This is a genomic window from Levilactobacillus koreensis JCM 16448 (assembly GCF_001435525.1).
In the GTDB taxonomy this organism is placed as follows: Bacteria; Bacillota; Bacilli; order Lactobacillales; family Lactobacillaceae; genus Levilactobacillus; species Levilactobacillus koreensis.
On record NZ_AZDP01000059.1, the window covers coordinates 20178 to 37200 of the forward strand.

General features: G+C 47.0%; 15 protein-coding genes and 1 pseudogene. 9 read left to right on the forward strand and 7 right to left on the reverse strand.

The genetic code is table 11. From position 1 onward, the window contains the following. Nucleotides 1–108: 108 nt before the first annotated feature. Nucleotides 109–516, reverse strand: a complete 408-nt coding sequence (locus FC99_RS04815; protein ID WP_048733609.1) for a winged helix-turn-helix transcriptional regulator — start codon at nucleotides 514–516, stop codon at nucleotides 109–111. A gap of 53 nt (nucleotides 517–569) precedes the next feature. Further along, a complete protein-coding gene (locus FC99_RS04820; protein WP_048733608.1) occupies nucleotides 570–1046 on the reverse strand; it encodes a MerR family transcriptional regulator in 477 nt (158 codons plus the stop codon). 102 nt (nucleotides 1047–1148) lie between these two features. On the opposite strand from FC99_RS04820, the gene FC99_RS04825 reads away from it, so the two are divergent. From FC99_RS04825 to FC99_RS04855, 7 genes are all read left to right on the forward strand, one after another. After that, nucleotides 1149–1886: an SDR family oxidoreductase gene (locus tag FC99_RS04825; protein ID WP_048733606.1), complete on the forward strand. Its 738-nt coding sequence runs from the start codon at nucleotides 1149–1151 to the stop codon at nucleotides 1884–1886. A gap of 188 nt (nucleotides 1887–2074) precedes the next feature. Beyond that, nucleotides 2075–2734 carry a GNAT family N-acetyltransferase gene (locus tag FC99_RS04830; RefSeq protein ID WP_048733603.1) on the forward strand — a complete coding sequence of 220 codons (660 nt, stop codon included), beginning with the start codon at nucleotides 2075–2077 and terminating at the stop codon, nucleotides 2732–2734. A 554-nt stretch (nucleotides 2735–3288) separates the two neighbouring features. Beyond that, nucleotides 3289–6273 (forward strand): SpaA isopeptide-forming pilin-related protein, encoded by a 2985-nt coding sequence (locus FC99_RS04835; protein WP_048733600.1) that lies wholly within the window; start codon nucleotides 3289–3291, stop codon nucleotides 6271–6273. Nucleotides 6274–6276: 3 nt separating this feature from the next. Continuing rightward, nucleotides 6277–7752, forward strand: a complete 1476-nt coding sequence (locus FC99_RS04840; RefSeq protein ID WP_048733599.1) for a SpaA isopeptide-forming pilin-related protein — start codon at nucleotides 6277–6279, stop codon at nucleotides 7750–7752. Between the two features lie 43 nt (nucleotides 7753–7795). After that, nucleotides 7796–8578, forward strand: coding sequence for a class C sortase (locus tag FC99_RS04845; protein WP_048733597.1), 783 nt, complete (start codon nucleotides 7796–7798; stop codon nucleotides 8576–8578). Further along, entirely contained in the window at nucleotides 8579–9298 is a 720-nt protein-coding gene (locus FC99_RS04850; RefSeq protein WP_053083544.1) for a class A sortase, read from the forward strand. A 532-nt stretch (nucleotides 9299–9830) separates the two neighbouring features. After that, nucleotides 9831–11150: a replication-associated recombination protein A gene (locus FC99_RS04855; protein ID WP_048733594.1), complete on the forward strand. Its 1320-nt coding sequence runs from the start codon at nucleotides 9831–9833 to the stop codon at nucleotides 11148–11150. A 53-nt stretch (nucleotides 11151–11203) separates the two neighbouring features. Here FC99_RS04855 and FC99_RS04860 read toward each other — a convergent pair whose 3' ends face one another. The 4 genes from FC99_RS04860 to FC99_RS04875 all read right to left on the reverse strand — a co-directional run bounded on the left by FC99_RS04860 (nucleotide 11204) and on the right by FC99_RS04875 (nucleotide 14774). Then, the gene (locus FC99_RS04860) at nucleotides 11204–11632 is read right to left on the reverse strand and encodes a DUF4440 domain-containing protein (protein ID WP_048733593.1); all 429 of its coding nucleotides are present in this window, start codon (nucleotides 11630–11632) and stop codon (nucleotides 11204–11206) included. A 100-nt stretch (nucleotides 11633–11732) separates the two neighbouring features. Beyond that, the gene (locus tag FC99_RS04865) at nucleotides 11733–12248 is read right to left on the reverse strand and encodes a GNAT family N-acetyltransferase (RefSeq protein ID WP_048733590.1); all 516 of its coding nucleotides are present in this window, start codon (nucleotides 12246–12248) and stop codon (nucleotides 11733–11735) included. A gap of 124 nt (nucleotides 12249–12372) precedes the next feature. Beyond that, nucleotides 12373–13542 (reverse strand): DUF2075 domain-containing protein, encoded by a 1170-nt coding sequence (locus FC99_RS04870; RefSeq protein WP_048733589.1) that lies wholly within the window; start codon nucleotides 13540–13542, stop codon nucleotides 12373–12375. Between the two features lie 770 nt (nucleotides 13543–14312). Beyond that, a complete protein-coding gene (locus FC99_RS04875) occupies nucleotides 14313–14774 on the reverse strand; it encodes a hypothetical protein (RefSeq protein WP_048733587.1) in 462 nt (153 codons plus the stop codon). Nucleotides 14775–15019: 245 nt separating this feature from the next. On the opposite strand from FC99_RS04875, the gene FC99_RS04880 reads away from it, so the two are divergent. Both FC99_RS04880 and FC99_RS04885 read left to right on the forward strand, forming a co-directional pair. After that, nucleotides 15020–15961: an ADP-ribosylglycohydrolase family protein gene (locus FC99_RS04880; protein ID WP_048736313.1), complete on the forward strand. Its 942-nt coding sequence runs from the start codon at nucleotides 15020–15022 to the stop codon at nucleotides 15959–15961. 68 nt (nucleotides 15962–16029) lie between these two features. Continuing rightward, nucleotides 16030–16446, forward strand: a complete 417-nt coding sequence (locus tag FC99_RS04885) for a UPF0158 family protein (protein ID WP_048733585.1) — start codon at nucleotides 16030–16032, stop codon at nucleotides 16444–16446. Nucleotides 16447–16515: 69 nt separating this feature from the next. On the opposite strand, the pseudogene FC99_RS13935 reads toward FC99_RS04885, so the two are convergent. Further along, a pseudogene (locus FC99_RS13935) lies at nucleotides 16516–17023 on the reverse strand (hypothetical protein); the annotation flags it as partial.

The window sequence follows — 17023 nt, forward strand, 5'->3', positions numbered from 1 at the left end:
TGCTTACGAATAGTAGGCACTCTTTTGTAAGCTGCTTACTTAGAGGTAAGTAGTACGGCGCAAATAGGGTCACTGGCTATTAGAAACTAGCCTCCAAACGGAGTGTGTTCACTCATCTGATAAGTTTTCTTGTAAATCCAAATCGACTAATCCCAACATGGCTTTGGAACTATATTTAAAGTGTACAGAATCATCCTGTATAGATTCCGCAAATTGAGTCATCTGGATTAATAGGGCTTTTAAATCCCTCCCTTTGTCTGTTAATGAATAAATAACCTTCATTGGCATGACGTCATAACTAGTTCGTTTAACCATCTTGTGAGCAATCAGCTGATGGAGTTGTTCACTCAAAACTTTTTCGGCCGGTGCAACACCATAGAGACGCTGAAAGTACTGGCGAAGCTCGCCAAATCGTTTATCACCCAAACCGAGTGAGCAAATGATGGAAGGTTTCCATTTGCCATCGACTAAATCGATAATATAATTACATCCTAAAAAATAGTTTTTCGTCTGCATGTCAAATACGCTCCTTTTAGTTAAATGCCTTAAAGATAAATCCTGTCACTTACTCAAATTTTCCCAAGTTCTTCCGGATTACCGCCATCCGCCACCAACCGCTCAAACTCCGCATGTACCGCGGGATCAACGTGATTCGTTCCCGGCAAATAGTGAATACTTTCCGTCCCCGCCTGTAGTGCCGTCTTGTAGTACCACTTCTTCCACCGCAGAAAATCCAGCGTATGTTGCAACTGAGCCATTTTGGCCACTAATTTCTGCTCGTGCTTTGCTAAGAAGTCGTAGCGGGCTTGCAAGGTGGTGTCACCAGTCATGCACAGGTCGATGAAGTTACCGATCTGTTTGACCGGGACGCCGGCTTCCTTGAGGCAAACGATGACTTCTAGAAAATTAAAATCGTTATCTTTGAAGCGCCGCCGTCCCGCGTCATTGCGGTCGACGAACGGTAAGAGGCCCTCCTTGTCATAATAGCGGAGGGTGTAGGGACTGATGGATAGCTTCTCGGCCACTTGGCCAATCGAATAGCTCATAGATAAAACTCCTTTTTGAATTTACGGGTTGACTTAGAGTTAACTCTAGATTCTATACTACCATTATTCGATTAAAGACAGACCATTTGGGAGGATATTATGATGAGCGAAACAAAACCATTAGTTGTGATCACCGGTGCCAGTTCCGGTTTCGGGGCAGAAGATGCTAAATTATTCAACGCTGCGGGGTTCCCACTATTATTGCTGGGACGGCGTGTGGAGAAAATCAAGGCGCTACCATTAGACTTCACTAATGTTATGACGGCCGCTGTTGATGTGACCGACCAGGCCGCGTTGAAGGCAGCCATCGTAGCGGCTGAAGCCAAGTATGGCGCCACCGACTTACTGATCAATAATGCAGGTGTTATGCTGTTAGGAAACGTTCAACGACAGGACCCTAAGGAATGGCAAACGATGCTCGACACCAACGTCATGGGTGTGCTCAACGGGACGCAGATTGTCTTGCCGGCCATGGTTGCGCGGCATCACGGGACCATCATCAACATGTCGTCCATTGCCGGGTTCAAAGCCTTCGCCAATCATGCGGCTTACGTTGCCAGCAAGTTTGGCGTTCACGGGTTGTCCGAAACCATTCGGCAGGAAGTTTCTAACGACAATGTCCGGATTTCTCTGGTCGCACCGGGAGCTGGTGAGACCGAATTGTTGACCCACGTCACGGACAAAGGGGCATTGAAGGACTATGAGGCCTGGAAGCAGACCATGGGTGGCCTAACGTTAGATCCGAAGTACGTGGCGCAAACGGTGAAGTTTATCTACGATATGCCCCAAGAAGTTAACGTGCGGGAGATTGATTTGGCCGCGACACGTCAGGATAACTAAATGGAATAGAGCTGATCAACTTAATTGCTGGTCGGCTTTTTTTGTGCCTTAGGCCGCTAAAAACGTGCGAAAAAAATATGATGGAACCGAGTAATGATGTTTTCATCCGAGCAATCATTCATTTTTTAAGTGACTTAAGCTGAACGCTATATTAAAATATGATTAGAGAATGCCGAGGAGGATGGAAAATGGTTAGTATTCAAGACTACACGCCAGACCTAAAGGAAAGTTGGCTCCGTTGTCGCGCATTGGCTTACATGCACAGCTCGTTTACCGATGAAATTACTGATCAGCGGGATGATATTCCAACAAATCGTAGAATTTCTTTAGTTGCAATGAGTGATAAGCAAGTCGTGGGTCTGGTTGATGCCGTCTATTTGGATGCGACTCAGGCCAACCCCGAAAGTTATGGGTTTAATGCGGGTACTGTGCTGACCACGCTTGATGCGGTGGCTACGCATCCTGACTACCAGCATCGGGGGATTGCAAGAGATTTAATTGACGAAGTTATTCGCCGACTACAGCCACGAGGTGGGGAACTCCTGATTTATACGTTAGATGACGTGCCAGCAAATAGTCTGTATCGCTCGCTTGGTGCTAAACTGTGCTATCAGGCGTCCATTGTGACCGCTCATAGCCGGCACAATCAAGTCCCCTTGTGGACTGACTTTAAAGTTAATCCTGAACATGAAGTCGACGTTTACGACACGGAGGGTAACCAGGTTGATTACGCAATTGATTCGGAAACGTATTACGTTGGTCAGAAAAGACACATTGCTCAATTGGACAATATTACTAAGATTGCGACCGAGCACGTGTACACACTAAAGCTATCAGATGAAGATTAAGGCACCTAACTTTGCCACTCAGATGACTAATGATGGTCTGTTGACCCACGTCACGATGAGGCCTGGAAGCAGACCATGGGTGGCTTAACGTCAGGATAGCTAAATAGAGTGATTTAGAGCTGATCAACTTTATTGTTGGTCGGTTTTTTGATTTGGGGTGGCTTGGTAAGCAGTCGGGAATGTTCCACGTGAAACATAATAGGCCATGTAGCCACCGAGCTGGCTGACTACAGTATTTAGCGTTATCGAACGTTGATGGCTGGTAGGTAGTATCTCTTTTATTGCAGTATTGCCGCGGTACTTTGTGTAGGGCGGATCCTTAGCTTGAGGTCAGAAGCGCCCCCGACTAGCCTACTTCTTATAGTAGGAAACGGAATCTATTAGCGGAAATAGTTTAAAATTTATCGCAACTGTTTTAATGTATAACACACCAACCGTATGAATAGTATTATATTTTACATATGATATTCATAACTTTTTCATATTTGATTGGTATTCTTAGTTCATTGAATAACAAGACAGCTCGACACCCGCTTGATATGGAGGAGTGCCCCATGAAAAAATGGCTAAGAATATTTTTCCTAGTAACCTGTCTCATTGGTTTGACATCGATTGTCCGGATTCAAGCGCACAAGCGTGAAGGCGTTATCCGTACGGCGGCCCTCCAAGATAAATCTGGCGGGGACGTAAAAAACATTACGAGTCATCAGCCGGAAGACCTACAAGCGGCGATGACGCTCAAGGTGCCGGCAGGGGATACGGTCATCGCATTAGAAAATCAGGAGCACGCACAATTTGTACGTGAAGAGATTACCGATTTGAAACCGGATAAAGACATTACGGCTGAAATTGATCAGGAGGGAAGATTGCTCCTCAACAACGATCAAGACCAGGCCCAAAAAGTAGAAGTGGTCGTCCCCGTGAAGGTGGCCGACCCACTGCTGATGGACGAGTTACAGCTTGAATTACAAGTCGTGGACAAGAACGAAACGTACGGACTCGCTACGTTAGCTGTTAAGGCAGATAGCGATAAGGGTGCGGCGACGACAACTGAAAATGACAACAACAGTAATCATGATAACGACAAGCCTGCTACTGACAACAATAATAGTAATAACAATAGTAGCAGCAAAGTTACTTCAAGTTCAAAATCAGCTGCAAAGAAAAAGCCGAGTCGAAAGTCACAGTCGGCCAAACAACGGTCACGGTCAACGAAATCCAAGACGCCAACAACGTCTAGCAGCAAGTCAGCAAGCAAAGAAGCCGCAGATGACGATGCGGATGCTGACGCGGCGCCTGCGACTAAGATTAGTCGGATGAGCCAAGCGGTTGACCCAGCTGATCGGCTGACGGGGTCCGCAATCGACATTTACCGTGGGCAAGTTCAGATTGGCAGCTGGTCAGATGAAATGACTATTGGCGGGACGCTCAAAGAGGAACCGGGTGTCGAGCTTCACAAAAAATCAGCAGGTGTTAATGGATCTGGAGTGGGTAGTTATTACAAAAATGAGAACTATAAGACCCACTACTACATTTCCTACCAGCAAAAAGATAATGCGGCGTCTTATGCCATAGCATTTAAGAAAGATACAAGCTTGGGCGGAAAAACAATTAATGTTTACTACCCGGATGTTGGGGCCTACACGACTTCTTCTGGGTCAGAAAAACTAGATAAAAAGATGGGCGCTATCATCGAAATCTCAAATCTAGTTTACAGCCCTAAACTTACAGGTGGTAAAGATGCCTACATTGACTTCTCTAGCAACTTCTACTCCGGTATCATCTATAACGGAATTGAGAGCTTCGACTTGGATATAACGTTTACAAATGAAGATGGTACGCGGGCACTTAAATTCCCTGAAGCAGAGGAGAAGACGTATAGGTCTTACTTCACTTTCGGTTCGCTAAATGGGAATGTCCCTGGAGATAATGAATGGGCCGGTACAAAATCAGGCCGGGAAGGGATATTGTCTAAGCCTACAACAATTGAAGAGCATGCGGGTGGTTGGTACAAAGGCGTCGGCGAAGGTGTCTATATGCAATATGACAATGGTGAATACCTCCCCCATATGGGAGAAAACCAATGGGGTGACTTTCTCGGCTCCCCCAACTATGAAAAAGGTGCTGTTTCCTTCCCACTAGTAGGTAAGAAACATGAATTCATGCTAAGAAGTGACGCCGGATTCACTTGGCAGTCATTCTCTACTGGTTCGATTATTCCTCTAGCACCAGAAAAGCCTGTAAAAACGGTTGACCGTTCAAAGAAATTTGGGATTGAAAACAACGATTTGCACGGGGCAACGATTAATCGTGATGAGGATGATATAGACAGCTTTAACTACACGGTTTATCAGAAAACTTACAACATCCCAGACGAATCTATCGCGAAACCAAATCGGATCACGCTGACAGATACGCTACCCGATGGAATGTCGACTACCTTAGAAAGTATTCGGCTGTACAATACGGATGGTCAAGTGTTGACTGACTTTGTTCCTGAAGAACTTCGTGAAACAGTAGCACCTGAAGAACTTGGGACAATAGCTCCTGGCGACCGAGGAAAAGTGACCATTGATGGCCAGAAAGTGACCTATGAGTTATCCGATAAGGAAATTGAAAAGCTAGATTTTAATGGCGGCTACTTTGCCTTCCAGATAACGATCAAGATTGACGATGACTTTGTTGGTACCTTTAAAAACAAAGCCAATGTCCGCTTCTATTCCGACAAGGACTACGATTGGAACAACGACACGAATGAAGTGGTAACCCATTTAAATCGTGGATTGACGTTGAGAAAGATCGGTGACAATCGTTGGAATCCCGCTGACACTGAAAGACTCAAAGATGTTGTCTTTAATATTGTAGGTGGGGATGACCAGCGAAGGATTGAAACCAATGAAGACGGCGAAATCGTTCTGGAAAAGATGAACTCAAAAGAAGTGTACACGTTTACTGAAGAAGTTCCGGAAGGTTATGTATCGCCGCAGAAATTCACCTTGGCGTACAACGAGAACGATAACCGTTGGGAAATCACTAGCGGTTCAGCTCAAATAGAAATTACCAATGATAAAAACAGCCAAGTGATTACCGTGAAAAATCAGGTTGAACGAGGCGATTACCAATTTAAGAAGATTGATGGAACTGACGACACGCAACTAGCGGGTGCTGAGTTCATCATTCGTAGCAAGTCTGGCAAGTACTTGAAGTTTGATGACGATGGCAAGATGAGCGGTACGGTAGATACGCCGGAAGAAGCGACTAGGCTGAAAAGTTTCGCGAAAGAAACGACTAAAGTCACGGGACTCCCATACGGCAAGTACAAGCTGATCGAAGCCAAGGCGCCAGACGGTTATGTTGTTGGCGCAACGCACAAATTTACCGTTTCAAAAGACTCAGGAACTAAAGTGATGGATATCAAGAATGATCCGTACAGCCTACCAATCACTGGGGGCCGAGGCATCATCTGGTTCATCGGTTTAGGGCTCATACTCACTCTATCGGCTCTCGCCCTTTGGCGCACACACCCTAGAGGAGGATAACCCATGAAATTCACAAGATTACGACAACTGGCCCTGGCGACTTTCGCCTTCTGCGGCCTCACACTAGGTGGTCAGCTGACCGCAATCGCTAGCGAATCAGTTCCAAGCGAAGTCACGATGGTGCTGCATAAGATGGAAAATGAATCCGGCGGTAAAATTAAAAATACTGGCGATGAAATAACAAATTTGGGAGACAAACTGGTTCCCTACGACGCCGACAAGTTAGGCAACGTGACCTACAGTATCTATGACGTGACGAACTATTTCAAAGGTAAAGATGACATTAAAGGCCAAGTGAACAACAAAGAGTTCGTAAAACAGCGGAATGCGTTGATTAAGGATATCGTAGGTGGAAAGACGGATCCAAAAGAGTTGATTCAGGCTCAGGAAGACTTCGTGGAGAAGGAAAACTTAAAGCTAGTTGCAACGCAAGAGTTGTCCGGCAAAAGCGGCCGGCTAGAGTTTGATCAGAAGCTGACGAATAGCGGTTTCTACCTGATTATGGAAACTGCCGCACCTACTGATTATCTGACGGGATTGTCAGCACCGATGATTATTGGGTTACCGCTGACTGACAAAGACACGATTCACCTATACCCAAAGAACATTGTTGCCGATAACGTCGATCCTACGATTCATAAGGTGGGGATTAACCCGGAGAATCCAACTGGTAAGGATTATGTCGCATTGGAAAACGTTTCTTTCGAGTTAAAACGGGATGATGGAGAGCTTTTAGGAAATAACGAGTTAACTCAAATACTAACTACTGGTGAGAATGGAAAGGTCGAATTCGGCGGCTTGAAAGCTGGTGTATGGTATGTGCTGACGGAATCTTCAGTTGCTGATTATCCTTGGTATCACCAAACGGAAATTAAGGACCACAAAGTTTCTCTGAAATTTAAGGTAGATAAGTCTGGCAGAATCACAGATCATGAAGCAAGTCCGAATGAAAAATACTTTAAAGTCGAAAAAGACCAGATTGGTATTCTGAACTACCTGATCCTAGGTAATGCCAGCTTCCTGAAGTTAGACGGAAAGACAGGCAAGTCACTGGCCGGCGCGAAATTTAAGGTCCAGAGTATTGACGACAAAGGCGAAATGACGTGGGCAGTGCTTGATGGCAACGAGTTTGTGAAGTGGACTGACAGCAAGAGTGAGGGGACGGAGTTAGTATCCGACGAAGATGGGACTTTTGCCATCACCGGCGTCCCTTACGTTTACGACCAAAAGGTACGCAATATCCAGCAGTACAACTTAGTCGAAACGCAAGCGCCAACTGGCTATGCCCTCTTGAAGGAAGCAACTAAGTTTGAGTTTACTGAAAAAGGAATCACTGAAATCAAGCCCCAAGAAATCACGAACGAACGCTACGCCCTACCAATCACTGGTGGCATGGGTATCTGGCTGTTCCTCCTCATCGGGGCAATCTTGATGGGTGGCGCAGGCTTCCTGTACTACCGACACCGGAAAATGGCGTAGGGTAATTCGACACTCAGACAACTAGAGAAGGGGGGACCCCCACATGCGTAAATGGCTAGCAATCCTACTATTTTGCTTAGGCCTGGGCCTTATCGGTTACCCGGCCGCGAGCAACGTAGTGACCCGCTGGCGACAGCAGGGGGTCCTCGTTGCGTATAAAAACCAGCTCCAGACGGCGAGTGCGAGGCAACTCAAGGCGCTCCAAGGCTCCTTGCAGCAGTCGTCAGTCAACCAAGAAGCAACGGTGAAGGACCCATTTAAAAAGGATGGCAAACAGTTCGTCGAGACGAAACCCGTAGCACTCGTGGCGATTCCCAAGATCGATGTGGAGCTGCCGGTGTTTGTCGGCACCAGTGAAAAAGTCCTCCAGAAATATGCGGGGCTGGTTCATGGGACGGACATTCCGCAGGGTGAAAAGGACCAACACAGTTTGATCACAGCTCACGGCGGCTTGCCCGGGGCCCAGCTGTTTACCGACCTCTGGCGGGTGGACCGCGGCGACCGTTTTTACCTCAAAAATGCTTACGGGTTGATGACCTACAAGGTGACCTCGATTCGCACGGTGAAGGCGGCAACGCGACAACCCATCAGCCGGTCGGCGGCGAAGAACCAGGTAACGCTGATGACCTGCACGCCGTATATGATCAACACGCACCGCCTGCTGGTGACCGGCCAGCGAATCCCCAATGAAACGGAGTCGATTCCGAAAGGCAAGTTCGTCTGGACCCGCTACAAGAAAGTGGTTCTGGTGTTGGCAATTCTGGCACTCATGGCGGGTGCGTGGGTCGGGTATCGACGCTACCGTCGCAGAAAGGAGGGAAGCTAAATGGCAACAGGTAAGCGACATGAAAAAAGAACTTCCCTCTGGCTAGCGGCGGTGATGTTTCTCATTGGGAGTGGTTTAGTCTTGATGGGACTGACGCAAAACTCTTCGGTGACGCAGCTGAGTGAGGCGGCAACGCGGGGGATGACGGCAGAGAGTGTCCAGGCGGCGACCCAAAAGGTACAGGCTGAGCGAGAACAGGGCAAGGTGGACCCGTTCAACTACGAGAAGACGTCTCAATTGACCCCGCTAGCGGTTGCTGGGTATGGTATACGTGAATTGACCGGCACCAGTGACTACGGGGCGGTTGGCCAGATTCGCGTCCCAGCGGTCGGACTAGACTTACCGATCGGCATCGGTGTTGGCAATGCCGTTCTGGTCAGGGGGGCGGGAACCCTCAAGGCGGACCAACGGATGGGCCAAGGCAATTACGCTCTGGCGGGTCACTATATGACCACTAAACGGCTCCTATTTTCCCCACTAAAAGGGGTTCGCAAGGGAGATAACGTGTACCTGACGGATCAGCGGCAGGTGTATCGCTACCGGGTCACGCGGGTCCAAGTGATTGACCGCCATAAAGTTGACGTCATCGACGACGTTCCCGGCAAAAAGCTGGTGACGCTAATTACGTGTAACTCGGCTAGGCGAGGTGAACCGAAACGACTGGTGGTACAGGGTGAGTTGCAGTCGGTGAAGGCGTCTAAAGTAGGAATAAAAAGTTAGGCTGGCTGTTAAGCAGTGACTAGGGCTTTAGAGCAGATAGGAATGTGGCGGTACCTGATATAGGTGCCGCCATTTTTTGATGCTATCAGGTTGTGGACGGTGAAGTTTAATATGTAATACCAAATAAGTGTGGTATTAGTTTGCTTTCAGAAAGCGTACGAAAATCGGACGCAATTCGGACGCAATAGAGTTGAGTGGAAGTTGCGTGGAAAATTAGAGTCCAGAAAAGAGGAATGTGTTGGTTGTTAACATGGGATCGCTGATGTATGCTTTAGAAGCAAATTAATGAAATTCACGTGTTTTGGAAATTATGAATGCCGGTGTAGTGGGATTTGTTTAGTGTGTTCCCGGTGTATACGGGGGTGATCCCCTGATTGCTTGATTTTACCACCTTAGCCGCCAGTGTTCCCCGTGTATACGGGGCAGATTCAAAAGAACATTTCCACCATCCCAAGCCCTGCCCATTGACTGTAACGTAACGTCATAGCTTACTATGAACGTTACATGAGGTCGGAAGGCAGGTGCTTTTTAGATGCAACAGGAATCGTTATTCTCAGGTCAGCCGCAAAACACGCCGCTGGCTAGTCGCGTGCGACCGAAGGATTTGGACCAGTTTGTCGGGCAGCAGCACTTGCTCGGAAAGGGAAAGATTCTTCGAGAAATCATTGAAAATGACCAAGTCTCATCGATGATTTTCTGGGGCCCACCGGGTGTCGGTAAGACGACCTTGGCGGAAATCATTGCGCGCAAGACCCAGTCGAGTTTTCTGAGTTTTAGCGCGGTTGATAGCAGTATCAGTAAAATTAAAAAGATTATGAAACAGGCTGAGCTGGACCGTGAGGTTGGTCAGCGGACGATGGTGTTTGTCGACGAAATTCACCGGTTCAATAAGGCTCAGCAGGATGCGTTCCTACCATACGTCGAGCGTGGGAGTATCATCCTGATTGGCGCAACGACAGAAAATCCATCGTTCGAAATCAATTCCGCGCTGTTGTCGCGTTGTAAGGTATTCGTCCTGAAGGCGTTGAAACAGGAAGATATTGTTAAATTGGTTGAGAACGCCCTTAGCAATCCCGATGGCTTTGGCAAGCAGACCATTAAAATTGGTCAGGATGAAATCCAAGCCATCGCCAATTTTGCGGACGGGGATGCGCGGATGGCCTTGAATACGCTGGAGATGGCCATTCTGAACGGTGAGAAGGTCGATGATGCGACCACGGTCACCATGGACAACCTCAGTCAATTGATTACCAAAAAATTTGTGTTGTACGATAAAAACGGCGAGGAGCACTACAACATTATTTCCGCGCTGCATAAATCCATGCGTAATAGCGATACGGATGCGGCCATTTACTGGCTGTCGCGGATGCTGGAAGGTGGGGAAGACCCGCTATACATTGCGCGGCGGTTGGTCAGATTTGCCAGCGAAGACATCGGGTTAGCGGACACGAATGCGCTTAACGTCGCCATCAACGTCTTTCAGGCCTGCCAATTTCTCGGCATGCCCGAGTGCGATGTCCATTTGGTGGAGGCGGTGACCTACCTATCGCTGGCGCCGAAGTCTAACGCCATTTACAAGGCGCGATTGGCCGCAGCTAAGGATGTCAAACAGACGGCAAATGATCCGGTGCCGCTACAAATTCGTAACGCACCAACTAAGCTGATGAAAGACTTAGGGTATGGCAAGGGGTACGAGCTGGCGCATTATGCCAAAGATAAATTGACGACGATGAAGACCATGCCGCCGTCGTTGGAAGGCCACACGTATTACTTGCCAACGAGTGAGGGCAACGAGCGGCGGTTCAAGGACCGACTGGAACAGATCAAGGCCTGGCATCAGCAACATGGCTAAACAGACAAAAGGTGCTCTCGCGAGGAGGGCACCTTTTTAGCGTACAATTTAGTTTAAACGAGTGGTTTATTGCGGTCAAAGGTCACATCCATCGGCCGAATGACGGACCAGGTTGAGTGGACCACTTTCCAGTCATCACCCTCGCGCTGATAGACTTCAATACAGTTGTAGCGCATGTCGTTCACCGTCGTTTTCGCAAACAATTGGTAAGTCAGAATTGCCATGTCACTGCTGGCCTGCACGCGAGGCGCCACAAAGTCATAGGAGTCGGCGAAAAGCTTGCCTTCGACGTTGGCGAGAACGAAGTCTTTGATGTCGACATAGGTGTCGACCCGTTCTGGTTTGAAACTGTCGAAGTAGGAAAAACTCTTTTGGGACCAGATTGTTAAATAGCCGGACGTATCGCCTTTGAACCATTTGTCCAAAGCGCCTTTTTCTAGTGCAATAATCTTATCAGTTAAAGCGGTGTTTTCGGTAGTCATTAGTCTTCTCCTTTGGTAAATCGTGATGGCTTTAGTGTAAGCTGTGACGTGACGTTACAGTCAAGGGAGAAGGTTGGCAGGAAGTGTTTCACGTGGAACATTATTTGCTGATATGGCGTAAACGGCCATTTTGGTAAGCGTGCCGACCAGGTTCTCTTCGGAAATGTAGCGTTGAAACTGAAAGCCGTGATGTTCCAGTAGTCGACGGGACGGTGTGTTGCTTGCTGCGGTGTAGCAGTCTAGCCGCGGTGTAGCAGTCTAGCCGCTGCAAATGAAGCTTGGTAAACGCAAACTGAATGGTTTGATCCAATGCAACTGCCATGTAGCCGTGACCCTGGGCCTGTGGGAGAAGACCGTAAGCCAGTTCGGCGGTAGTTCGTTCTGCGTTGAACCCCCAGATGGCGATGTTGCCGATGGGTTGCGACTCGCGGAGAATGACCCAAGAGAAGTTCGTGCTGCCATTGCCGGCGAGCAGCGCGGTTAGATGGGATTGCGTGACTTGTTGCGAGGTGTCGGGTGTGCGGCCTTCCGCTAGGGCAATTTGGGCGTTGGTTCGATAGGCATGATAGAAGTCTAAGTCGTCTGGCTGTGGCGCACGTCGCGTGATGAGTGGCATGGGCAGGACCTCCTAAGTTGCCCTCATTTTCCGTCAAATGGTGGTTGAGAGCAAGTGGTATTGAAAAGACGTCATGGCCGACTATCGAATGGGAGTAGTCGACTGTGACGTCTATTTTAATCCGTTATTTACCAGTTTCTGCCAGTTCGAGCAGGCGCTTTCTGAGCGCATCGTCGTAGGCGGTCAGGTAGAGGCCATACTTACCGCGCTTCATGAGCACGTTGAGGACGTTGGCGATGAACACCTTGTATTCGTCACGGGTGAACTGCATGTCCTTACGCTTCTTGAAGATTTCCTTGTGAGAATACTTTTCGGGAATGATGGTCATCGTGTCGGTCTTGGGGTCATAGCCAAACGAAGGGCCGATGATCATGCCCACGTAGTTCAGGTCGAACCCTTGCAGCGTGTAGATCGTCCCGACCTGCGTGATGGAACCTTCCCGTTTCGCCCAGTGCGTCCGTTGAGGGTCCCACTCGTCCCAAGGCAGGTTAAAGCTGTCCATTTCGACGTTGTGGCGGCCATCGATTCGAGGGAAACCAGAGGTGGCAACGACGCGGCTCATGCCGTATTCCTTGTTGCGCTTTTTGATATTTTCGAAGAGTTCGCCGGCAGTATCGAACATTTTAAATTCAAAATCACTGTTGTCTGGGAAGGGTTTTAAGGGTTTTTCAGCACTCAAATCGTCCATCCAAGCCACCTGTTCATCGCTCGCGACCATTCGGTATTGGAAGTTCATATCAAACGATTTGTGAGGGTGCGACCCAATCGTTTTGAACAGCAGGTCCTTGTCCCAGTACATCTTGGACTGGAAGACTTGCTCGAAGTCATAGACGACCACGACCACTTTGGCCAAATTCATCAGATCAGTCAGCTGATTTTGGCCGCGGTAGTGCGCGTAGGGTTCCGACTTGGAGTAGAGTAAGTGCGCTTCATCAACGAAAATAATGTCGTACTTCTTGTTGTTCTTTTGGGCGTAGTTGATTAAAGAGGTTGGCCGTCGAATGTCACTAGCCTTCATGTTCGGAATCGACTCGGCGAGGTCCTGATAAGCCTTGTACAGTTCGGGATGGTTGACGACCAGGGAGGTCTTATAGCGGTGGTCGGTCATGTATTGCCGGACCAGCTCCATCAAAACGACCGATTTCCCGGTTCCGGCAGCGCCTTGAATGATGGCGACGGAAGATTTATCGCCGGTCAGTCCCTGCTTGATGTAGTCATTGATGTTCGTGATAACGTGTTTTTGATCGTCGGACAGGTCGTCGACGAAAAATTGTGCTTTTAAAATTTTATTCATTCTGGAACTCCTTATGCAGTCATTGCTTTGGCGTGGGCGGCGGTTGAAGTGCCGGCGGAGAAAGCTATTGTTCATTATAGCAGGTAAATGTGGGGGCGCTGGAAATTATTGGAAGTTGTCTGGGTTGGGAAACTTGATAGCTGGTTGAAATCAATTTTCGAGTAGTCAAGTTAATGTTGAAATAGCTTGGAATATCAGCGTTTTGATGGGTAATTCGATTTTTGACTCTCAGTGCAGAATTTGATTGTTAATGGACGATTGCTCAGGTATGCTTGGAATGCAAAGTGAATTATTTTCGGGTTTTGGGAAAAATGGAATGCCGGTATATCAAGGATTGTTTATTGTATTCCTCATGCATATGGGGGTATTCTAGTCAAGGGGAGAACAAGGGATGAAAGCATTCAAGAAATATTATGAAGCGGAACCGATATTAGCGACCATGTATACCTTAGGAATCATGATGCATGTGATTGCGATAGCGTTGTTATTGATTAGGAGAGTAAGGGACACTCATTAAATAGGGGAAGTATTCCCAACGCATGTAAGGACGATTCCGGTAAGCTAATTGGTTTTTGATTAACAAGCTTGTTGCCCGGTTAAAGGGTAGTTGTTGCAAATACAAGTTAAAGTGAGTTGTCGGGATTATGACCATTAGATTGGGATAGTCAAAGGGTCAGTAACCGTTTTATATGCGGAAATCTTAGCGCGAAAAACCTCTAAAGCCATTCTGTGTAAGCAAATGGCTCTAGAGGTTTGTTTGGTTTAGCAGGCTACTTTTTGTAGAACCAAGCGGAATATTTCACTTTAGGTGACCAAGTATATTTGTACTTAATCTTGTTGCCTTGTTTGACGATTTGCAGATGGTCGTTGTGACCGAAGCCACTGGATTTGCCGCTCACACCGTGACCACCGAGAAAACGATAGGTGTGTTTACCAATTTTAGTATATCGTGGATGAGCAAAGAAGAAGTAAGGATCGATAAGCTCCCCCTTTTTTGAGTAGTACATGTTATAAAATGAGTCTTTAGTAATTTTGAGTCTAATGCTACCGGGCCCTTTTTCGGACCAATATTTTGGAAACTTTTTGATTGGATGTGACCAATTTCCACGTAAAGCGGCGGGCATACCTTTGTGTCTAGCGGCAGCTTGTGCAGATTGATTAGACATTGGCGTGATGAGTGATAAGCCTAAAGTGACAGATGCAATCAGAATTGATGCTTTAATTTTATTCATGAATAGATTCCCTCCTTGACATGTTCAGTATACGTACAAAGATTGTGGGGAATCAAAAGCAGAAGTACACGCGTTTTTCCTTGTAAATGGCTAGAGAAAATTCAAGAGGTTTAACTGATAGTCGGTCAGGTACCTTGTTGCTAACGAAAGTGTGGTGGGGGATGGTTTAGAAAGTAGAGTGGCTAATTATGAGGTGACGGCTCAAGCTGGTTGTAATCGTTTTGAAAGAAAGGTCGAAAGCTATCATGAAACGTCAAGAAATTATAAATTGTCTCCGTTGGGCAGTTGTTGCTGATGCACTTGGAGTACCGGCTGAAATGAGGAAACGTGGGACCTATCCAGAGATTACCGCAATGCAAGCGAGTGGCTTTTGGCAGCAGCCGGCTGGAAGTTGGTCAGACGATACGTCGATGACACTTTGTTTGCTAGAGAATCTAGCTACCGGCGGGGATTACGACGATATTATGCAACGCTTTGAAAGCTATATGCGATATGGAACTAATACGCCCCGTGGGAAGGTCTTCGGGATTGGACGAACATGCTCAAATGCTGTTCGAAATTATGCGGTCAATCAAATAACGCCGTTGAAATGTGGAGATGCCTCGCCAGAAGCTAACGGAAATGGTGCTTTGATGCGTATTGCACCCTTAGCTATTGTGTTGCGACACGAGTCAGAAGAGGCTAATCGTTTTGAACTAGCGCGTGATTATACAGTATTGACTCATCGACACGCGCGTTCCGTGGTAGGCAGCTTTATTTTTCTCGAGCTACTGCATCATGTTCTTAATGGCCAGACGCTGGCACAAGCAATAATGACGACACAGCCTATTTTGAACGGATTTTTAAAGGGAACAGAATACGCCGCAGAAATTCCGTATTATCAACCGTTATTTGATACCGAATTTAGTCAGATGCCAGCGGAGGCTGTTCGAACATCTGGGTACGTAGTGGATACGTTACTGGCGGCCGTTTGGGTAGTCTTGAATCAAAAGACGCCAAAACGGGTTATTTTGAAAGCTGTTAGTTTGGGTGGGGATACAGATACCATTGCGACAGTCGCAGCGTCTCTGGCAACTGCTGAAAATCCCACTATGCCGGTCGATTCCGAATGGTGGAACCAAACGTTAAATACGGAGTTTCTAGATCAGAAATTTTCAGAATTTGCGGATAAATTTGTCGACGATTAATGTTGATATCCTAAGTCTAGGAGTAACGGGTATAATCGAAGTAAATTTTTTCTGTGGAGATGGCTCAGATGAAAGTTAAATTAAGTGATATGGTAGATGCAATCGAGTCTACGGATGATGAAACGCATTATTACTACAACATGGATAGTGGCGAAATCCTGTTTATTAACGATGAAATTAGTGAGGATAGCGAAAAAGAAGAGTTAGAAGAAAATTTTGACCGGTATATCAGCCTGCCATCAAAATATGACATTGATGATTATCAAATCATGGAACAGTTTATCTGGAGCCTGTCGGATGAGGGACAACAGAATCGATTGGAAAACGGGATTAGTGGTCGCGGCGCTTTTCGACGTTTTCGTGAGCTGACGGATGAGCTTGGCTTGACACAGAAATGGTATGATTTTCGGGCGTCTACATATCAGCGGATTGCCAGCGAATGGTGTCAGGATAATCACGTTGAATTAGTTGATGATTATAAGTAAATGTAAATGGTCTCTCTGACTTGGACTTTTTCCAAGCTAGGGAGACCACTTTTTTAATATAAAATTTGATTAATGGACATGATGTGTACTTGGTTTAACCATCAGGACATCTTTTAGCAAAATCCAGCGCTTCTTTCCATGAGGACTTTGAACTTCAATGTAGTTCTTGAGCTTACCATTGACACTGATTTTGGCCCGCTTGATCATTTTCCACTTGGCCTTTGGATGCAGACCGGTTTTACCAGATGTACCAACTTTGTGCTTTAAATGAAGATCGAAGAAGTAAGCACGGTGAGACTTTAGGTGAACAAATTTCGCATGCTTGATTTTCTTGATGGAGACGATTTTTACTTTAATCTTTCGAGATTTTTGAGACTTAGGTCGGGTGTAGGTTGTGCTGGGGTTTTGAATGGATTCTACCGGCTGAATCACAGGCTTTTTCGTTGATTCAGGTTTGGATGTTGCATTTGGCGTATGTGGATTCGGCACAACTGGTTTTGAAGGTGAGGGCTTTGCAGTATTTGGAATAGAAGGTTTCTCAGGTCCTGGTTTCACGGCACTTGGAATAGAAGGTTTC